15 protein-coding genes and 3 tRNA genes (1 of these 18 running past the window's edge) are annotated in these 6,327 nt (G+C 58.6%); 14 read left to right on the top strand and 4 right to left on the bottom strand.

Features of this window, described 5'->3' with window-relative positions:
• Positions 1-52 (top strand) — tRNA-Asn (locus QM600_RS04005) (it extends 121 nt beyond the left edge of the window).
• A gap of 161 nt (positions 53-213) precedes the next feature.
• Positions 214-286, top strand: a tRNA-Asn gene (locus tag QM600_RS04000).
• A gap of 171 nt (positions 287-457) precedes the next feature.
• On the opposite strand, the gene QM600_RS03995 is transcribed toward QM600_RS04000, so the two are convergent.
• On the bottom strand, positions 458-655 hold the full coding sequence (locus QM600_RS03995) for a YuzF family protein (RefSeq protein WP_254922926.1): 198 nt from the start codon (positions 653-655) through the stop codon (positions 458-460).
• Between the two features lie 179 nt (positions 656-834).
• Here QM600_RS03995 and QM600_RS03990 point away from each other — a divergent pair.
• Positions 835-908: transfer RNA gene (locus QM600_RS03990), tRNA-Ile, on the top strand.
• Positions 909-994: 86 nt separating this feature from the next.
• On the opposite strand, the gene QM600_RS03985 is transcribed toward QM600_RS03990, so the two are convergent.
• From QM600_RS03985 to QM600_RS03975, 3 genes are read right to left on the bottom strand one after another with little or no spacing between them, the layout of a single operon-like run.
• Complete coding sequence (locus tag QM600_RS03985; RefSeq protein ID WP_283260191.1) at positions 995-2,101, bottom strand: site-specific integrase; 1,107 nt, start codon at positions 2,099-2,101, stop codon at positions 995-997.
• Entirely contained in the window at positions 2,101-2,496 is a 396-nt protein-coding gene (locus QM600_RS03980; RefSeq protein ID WP_283260190.1) for an ImmA/IrrE family metallo-endopeptidase, read from the bottom strand. Before QM600_RS03980 ends, QM600_RS03985 begins: the two co-directional genes overlap by 1 nt.
• Positions 2,497-2,507: 11 nt before the next feature.
• Positions 2,508-3,038, bottom strand: coding sequence for a hypothetical protein (locus QM600_RS03975; RefSeq protein WP_283260189.1), 531 nt, complete (start codon positions 3,036-3,038; stop codon positions 2,508-2,510).
• A 157-nt stretch (positions 3,039-3,195) separates the two neighbouring features.
• Here QM600_RS03975 and QM600_RS03970 point away from each other — a divergent pair, with 157 nt between their 5' ends.
• The 11 genes from QM600_RS03970 (at position 3,196) to QM600_RS03920 (ending at position 6,290) form a co-directional block, all read left to right on the top strand.
• Positions 3,196-3,420 (top strand): XRE family transcriptional regulator, encoded by a 225-nt coding sequence (locus QM600_RS03970; protein WP_283260188.1) that lies wholly within the window; start codon positions 3,196-3,198, stop codon positions 3,418-3,420.
• 18 nt (positions 3,421-3,438) lie between these two features.
• On the top strand, positions 3,439-3,681 hold the full coding sequence (locus QM600_RS03965) for a helix-turn-helix domain-containing protein (protein ID WP_283260187.1): 243 nt from the start codon (positions 3,439-3,441) through the stop codon (positions 3,679-3,681).
• Positions 3,682-3,713: 32 nt separating this feature from the next.
• Positions 3,714-3,893, top strand: coding sequence for a hypothetical protein (locus tag QM600_RS03960; RefSeq protein WP_283260186.1), 180 nt, complete (start codon positions 3,714-3,716; stop codon positions 3,891-3,893).
• 61 nt (positions 3,894-3,954) lie between these two features.
• Positions 3,955-4,350: a DUF7432 family protein gene (locus tag QM600_RS03955; RefSeq protein ID WP_283260185.1), complete on the top strand. Its 396-nt coding sequence runs from the start codon at positions 3,955-3,957 to the stop codon at positions 4,348-4,350.
• Positions 4,347-4,754 carry a hypothetical protein gene (locus tag QM600_RS03950; protein WP_283260184.1) on the top strand — a complete coding sequence of 136 codons (408 nt, stop codon included), beginning with the start codon at positions 4,347-4,349 and terminating at the stop codon, positions 4,752-4,754. Before QM600_RS03955 ends, QM600_RS03950 begins: the two co-directional genes overlap by 4 nt.
• Entirely contained in the window at positions 4,751-4,945 is a 195-nt protein-coding gene (locus QM600_RS03945; protein ID WP_283260183.1) for a hypothetical protein, read from the top strand. Before QM600_RS03950 ends, QM600_RS03945 begins: the two co-directional genes overlap by 4 nt.
• 87 nt (positions 4,946-5,032) lie before the next feature.
• On the top strand, positions 5,033-5,242 hold the full coding sequence (locus QM600_RS03940; protein WP_283260182.1) for a hypothetical protein: 210 nt from the start codon (positions 5,033-5,035) through the stop codon (positions 5,240-5,242).
• Positions 5,232-5,501, top strand: coding sequence for a hypothetical protein (locus QM600_RS03935; protein ID WP_283260181.1), 270 nt, complete (start codon positions 5,232-5,234; stop codon positions 5,499-5,501). The genes QM600_RS03940 and QM600_RS03935 overlap by 11 nt, the downstream gene beginning before the upstream one ends.
• Entirely contained in the window at positions 5,498-5,686 is a 189-nt protein-coding gene (locus QM600_RS03930; RefSeq protein WP_283260180.1) for a hypothetical protein, read from the top strand. The genes QM600_RS03935 and QM600_RS03930 overlap by 4 nt, the downstream gene beginning before the upstream one ends.
• Positions 5,686-5,967, top strand: coding sequence for a hypothetical protein (locus QM600_RS03925; protein WP_283260179.1), 282 nt, complete (start codon positions 5,686-5,688; stop codon positions 5,965-5,967). The genes QM600_RS03930 and QM600_RS03925 overlap by 1 nt, the downstream gene beginning before the upstream one ends.
• The gene (locus QM600_RS03920; protein ID WP_283260178.1) at positions 5,964-6,290 is read left to right on the top strand and encodes a hypothetical protein; all 327 of its coding nucleotides are present in this window, start codon (positions 5,964-5,966) and stop codon (positions 6,288-6,290) included. The genes QM600_RS03925 and QM600_RS03920 overlap by 4 nt, the downstream gene beginning before the upstream one ends.
• Positions 6,291-6,327: the final 37 nt, after the last annotated feature.

The following is a 6,327-nucleotide window of genomic DNA, read 5'->3' as shown; positions in this document are numbered from 1 at the left end:
GAGCTTCCGACTGTTAATCGGACGGTTACTGGTTCGAGTCCAGTCGGGGGAGCGTGTGACCCCCATTCGGAGCGATCCGGGTGGGGGTTTTTCGCTTTTTCTGTGTGTTGAACAGGCATGTGATGGGGGCTGGACTGCCGTATTGGTACTTCGGCGATGCATTGGGTAATGTTGTTTTCGGCAACGTCGTGATTGGCGCTGCTGGCAAGATAATCCCCTGTAGCTCAATTGGCAGAGCTTCCGACTGTTAATCGGACGGTTACTGGTTCGAGTCCAGTCGGGGGAGCGTAACGAAGATGTCCCTGATCCGCAATCGCGGGTCGGGGACATTTTTGTTATCCGGGCTGCGTTGAGGCTGGCACGCGTCAGAGGGCGAAAAGTGCTCTGCCCGTGGTGAATCGAGAGTAAGAAAAGCCCCGACGCAGTGATGCGCCGGGGCTTGACTTGAAAAGAACGACTACTTCGCTGCGCGGTCCGAGGGCTCGAACAGGCGCACGATGTGGGCCGGGTTGATGTAGTAGACCCCGTTGGGGGAGTGGAGGACCAACGTGTCCTCCGTGAAGTCCTTGACGGTGCCGTTGAGCTTCGCGCCATCGGACATGATGATGCGGATAGTGGCCTTGGAGTTCTTGAATTCAGAGAGTGCAAGCTTCATGTGATAATCCTGTTCCGTGGGGTGTGCTCTCCAACGGTATCGGGTTCACGCACTAATGCCGACCAAGTCCATATCTCGCGCACTCAGGTGAGGTGGACCAGTCACAACCTGCCCGGTTGTGATGTGCGTCGGACGGGCCGGTAACATTCGGACGCGCCGAGATGCAGTGCATTTCGGATGGGGCGGTAGCTCAGTCGGTTAGAGCCGTGGACTCATAATCCATTGGTCGTGGGTTCGAGCCCCACCCGCCCCACAATTAGTTTGCAGGTCAGAGGCCCTTTTGGAGAAATCCAAGAGGGCCTTTTTGCATCTCTGCCCACATTTTGCCCACACATGGCGTTACGCACGCTTCGAATCGAGCCTGGTGACGCCACTCGTAGCCAGCACCGCAGCATCGATCTTGTCCGCCACATCATCCAGATGGTCATCGAAAAGATGCCCATACAAGTCCAAGGTCATCGTCGCTGTCTTGTGTCCGAGCATTGTCTGAATGCCCTTCAGGTTCGCCCCTGCCGCAATACCAATGGATGCCGCAGAGTGGCGTAGGTCATGTGGCGTAATCTTCGGCACATTCGATTCTGTGACCGCATCATCGAACCAATCGCGGCGCGCATTCTTGTTTCGCATCACACCACCACCAGCGGCGGGACACACCAAGTCGACAGGATCCTTAGTCGCAATCGCAAGATTGATTTCGTCCGCCACGAAACGTGGCACAGATACCGAGCGGGCCTGATGATTCTTTACCGGACCCCACGTCAACTTCCCATCAATCTCAGTGACCTGTTCGACGATGCGCAGCCGCCGGCGCTTCTCATCCCACCGGTGAACTTTGAGCGCGGCCATCTCACCCCAGCGCAATCCGCAGAACCCGAGAATCAGAACGGTCAACTTTCCGTGCTTCGCGTACGTAGACAATGCGATCACTTGTTGACTGGTCAGGAACGTCGGCTCCGACTCCTCGATGCGAGGCAGCGTCAAACCTTTTGCAGGGTTCGACTGAATTCGATAGTCACGTACCGCCAGGTCAAGCAGCATTGAAAGAAGTTGGTGAGCTTTCTTCACGGTGGTTGGGGATAGTGGTTGCGCGACCAACTTCGCTAACCAAACCTCGATACTGGTTGCAGTCAGGTCAGCGACTTTCACGTCACGCCACTCGGGTGCAATCTGACCTTCCCATGTCAGCTCGTAGCGGCGCAGGCTTGACGGAGCGAGGTTCAGTTTCGTTGGCTTCCACTGCTCGTACATTTCGACGACAGTCGTCTTTCCCGCCGAGGGGGAGACGTAGATGCCCTTGAGCTTGTCGACCTCGACGTTGTTTGCCCACGCTTCTGCGGCCTTTTTGGTGGTGAATCCGCGTTTGTCGGTCTGCTTACCTTGAGGTGTTCGGTATCTGACTCGGTAACGGCGACCAGCTGCAGTGTCGTACGCCTTGACTGTCGCCATCAACTAATCCTTTCGTGTCCGCGTTGGGTGAGTTCTTTCCAGACGCGGATGAGTTTCGGTGTGACGCAGAGGTGATAGGCGAGTGTGTCGGTGTCGGAGGAGTAGAGGCGTTCGGTCTCTTCGAACTCGGCGCCGTCGATGAGTAGGCGTGCGGCGTATTCGTCGGCTTGCCGTTCCTGCCTGGAATGAACGCGGGCGTCGAGCGCATGACCGTGCCGTAGTGAGGCGTGCCCGAGTTCGTGCGCGAATGCACTGATTGTTTTCGAGGCAGTCATTCCGGCGTTCAACACGATGCACCGGTGTGACTCGTAGTAGCGGCCTTCCTCGCCGCGGGGTAAATCAGCTTCCATGACCAAGATCCCCGCGGCTGCCGCAGCATCGTAGAGCTGCTCCATCAATCAGCCGCTTACGGGATGAAGTCGTGGTCGGTCGCTTCGCCCTCGTCAGGGTCCGCAGTGTGAGCGACGTACGGAAGCCCTTCGAGGTCGTCAATCGTCAGAGGTTGATCCTTCCGAATCAACTGGTGAACGTTGTCGTCGTTCTTGCCGGCATCCTCGGCCGAAGTTTCTGATGGTTCGCGGTTGTTGATCGCGTTCGCCTTCTCGTACACGGTCCACCAGTCCTTCGCATCACGAAGAGAGTTAAGTCGCTGAGCGAGTTCAAGCGCGAGTTCGCCGTCACTTGCGGTGCCCACGAGCTTTCCCTCACGCTCGACGAACCCGTATACCTCCGCGTAAGTGAGCTTGCCCAGTTCGATGAGGGCATCCATCGGGCTGACCTTCACCGCCCGCGCGATCGTGATGATGTCGTCAGCTGACAGGCCGGCGTCGAGTCGAGTCTGCGCGGTCTTCCGTGTGACGCCCAGGTGCTCGCCGATTTCGGTGGTGGTGACGCGTCGGTTCGCCATTTCGCTGAACCAGGCCCTCTGATCATCCATACGAAACACCGTACTGGGTAACTTTTTACCCGTCAATGGGGTCATAACCTGCCCAGTTGGAAGTTTTTTAAACAATCTTCGTGTCACAACGTTGTCATTCACTCCTGAAGTGGGTTAACTTCTACCCATCGAACTTCGAATGGAGGTGAAAGTGAGAATGTTTCTACTCAGTTTGGATGAAGTCGAACGCGTCAAACGCGCGCACCGCATCAGCAGTGTCACCAGATTGGCGGAGGTCACAGCGCTTACCCGAAAAACCTGGTACACCGCGCTCCGCGACCGTCGGCCCACACCGCAAATCCTTGATGCGCTCGCCCGTCTCGGCGCACGACCCGATCGAATCCTGATCTCCGACGAGCCAGCTATGACCCTTTCCGCCTGAAACCAAGAAGGAGTCGACATGACTCTCCCAAAGTTGTTGACAGTCAAAGACGTTTGCGAGGCATCGCGACGCGGCGAAGTGCGGGTCCGCAACGCAGCGAACTCGGGGGCGTTGATCCCACAGCCACGGGAAGTGGGAAAGAAGTTCTTCTTCATCGAGTCGAACGTCGCGGACTGGATCAATCGCGGATCACCGGAGATGCCGGAACGATCAGCGCGCCGCCGCACCAATCAAATAGCCGCCAGCTGTGTCACCAGCTGACGGCCAACCCAAAGCCCCAAGCAAGGAATCTGATGACTGAGCAGGATCTCGTGGACAACCGCGATGACATGTCACTCACCGAGCGGGTTGAAGTTCGCCGCGCATTGGATGCGGCTGCGGGCGTCCGGTACGACGTGCCGCCAGTGAACAGCTTGACGCGCCTAGCTCGGATTGTGGGCCCTGGCCTGCGGCGCATCAGCAATCAGAAGTAAGCGAAGCCGCCACGGGGGCAACCGTGACGGCCTCATATTCACCTACCCAAAAGGAATGAACATGACTGAGAATACTGCACTTGTTACGGGTAAGAGCCGGCCGAAGGTGTTGGCTGACTTGTCGAAGTACGACCTCGAAGGCCGTGCGATCTCGACGGTCTACGTGAGCGCGTTCGATGACTGCCCCGAGATGTTGGTCGCGTACGGCGAGTTTGTGCGCGCCGCGAAGGCGGAGGGTCACGTCGTTGACGGTGGTTCGATCCACCGGTTCATGACGGGGGACGAACTGCAGAAGGTTCTGCTCGATAAGCAGTCGCAGTGGGACCGGATGCTGGAAATCTACAAGCAGGCTGCCAGTGGTGAAGAGGTCAAGGACTACCTCGTGAACACGCTGAAGGCGTGGTGCAACCGTGAGGGCGTCGAGGTTCCTGCTGTTGTGTCGGCGGTGAAGGCATGAGTGTCAACGAGGAACTTCTCCGGTCGGTGATGTCGCACATCGAGACGTGGCCGAACCTGCTGGATTCCACTAAGTGGCGCTGCGGAACATCGCGTTGCTTCGCGGGTTGGACAGCGGAATTGTCTGGTGCGACTTGGCTGTACGACTCAGAAGACATGGGCGCGATCGAGATTGATGGCCATCACGAGTTGCGTTACGCAATTGTGTCGACGCCCGCGGGGCGTGTGCAGCACGTGGAGTACTACGCGACCGAGATGTTGGGAATTTCGGAGGACGCTGCGGAGCAGTTGTTCGACGGGGACACCACAGTCAGCGAGCTGCGCGAGATGGTGAACAACCTGTGTGACTTCGGGACCGTGTACGACGCGGCACCGAAGACTCAGGCGGAGGTGACCGCACCATGAGTGCACTGTCAGATGGGATTTTCCGTGTGACGTTCTCCGGTGATCCGATCAATGGCCGGATCGGAGTGGACGTCGAGATCGATGGCCGTCACGTGGCTGGGCCAACGTTCGCGCTCGAAGAGTTCAAGGCTGCAACTGGTTTCGCTATCGGCTTGGTGGAGTCCTCGCCGCTGCGGAAGAAGTCGGCATGATGAGCCGCCTGGTCACTGCCCTCGGGTATGTCAGCTTGTTCGGTGTCGCAATCGTTTTCGCGTTCGCCGTGTACTACAGCATCCCGGATGGAGGGAACTGATATGGAATCGGTTGTTGTGTATGACGATCGGGTGATCTGGCACTTTGCGCCGGGCACGAAGATTCGGGAGCTCGGCAACACCGGACGCGAGTTCATTGTCGACAAGAAGATGCCCGGAAAGCTGTGGCTCGGTTCGACACCGTGCCAGGTTTCGGATCTGGAGATGCCTGTGGAGGTGATCGGCCGTGGATGCTGAAGAGCTGGCCGGCAACTTGGTCGAGAACCTCGAGGAGTTGGACGGGTTCGGGGAGTGGACGGAAGTCAACTACGACCGGTTCAACGGCGCGAATGCCAGGGGTTGGGCGACAGCGTATTTCGAGATCACCTCAGCGAATGGTCGAGATGCGTCGATGACGTACCTCGTCGCGTACCCGGTGTTGGACCTACCGGATGACGGCGCAGTGGATCGTGCGTACGACGCCGTCAAAGACACACAGATCGGGGTGACGCTGTGAAGATCAAAGGCCCGAAGGAAAGCCGCTTCGACTACAACTCCGACGCCACCCTCGGGTTCGTGCCGCCGACCGATGCGGTGATGTCCGCGAAAGCTGCACGCACCGTTGCCGTGAACGCTCACGACGTCGACGATGCGCGGCAACTGTTGCTGATGCTCGGACTGATCGAACCGGAGGCAGTGTGATGGCGACCCCGAAGAAGATCGCGTTGTGGTCGGACACGGATGACATCGCTACGTTCGCGCTCCAAGTGTGCGAGGACATCCGCGAATCCGACACCCGCACACTGCATGACCGACTGACCGCCCAGTGCGCACGCGAGCCCGGGCAGATGGCTCAAGCCATGATGGCGCTCGCAGCGTGGGTGAACCCCGAAGAACGGATCACCGCGCGACTCGACCGCGTCGAACGAATCACCGAGGTGAAAGCCACGAATGTGATGAGGGACAGGGGAGTGCGGGTATGACGTTCTCTCCGAAGGCCACGAAGTGCATGGCGTGTGGTGCGGCGATCTTCTTCTGCCGCACAAAGAATTCGGAACGGATGCCCGTCGAGTTCGAGCCGAACCCGAACGGAAACCTCGCAGTCACACCGCAAGCGGATGGCCTTCCTGAAGCGGTAGTGGTCCGGCCGGGTCAGGCAGCGGGGATGCGGGACGCCGGCCTCCTCACGTACATAAGCCATTTCGCGGCGTGCCCGATGGCGGACGAGTTCCGCCGCAAAGCCCGCCACAAACAAACCGTCGACACCTACCGCCGCAAGGCAACCCAATCGAAAGGGAACCGATGACACCTCGTTACCCGCAAGGCGCGCAACTCAGCTTCGC

The organism is Rhodococcus sp. IEGM 1379, assembly GCF_030056815.1.
Classification (GTDB): domain Bacteria; phylum Actinomycetota; class Actinomycetes; order Mycobacteriales; family Mycobacteriaceae; genus Rhodococcus_F.
The sequence above is the reverse complement of the archived record's forward strand: the minus strand, read 5'-3'. Positions and strand labels throughout refer to the sequence as shown.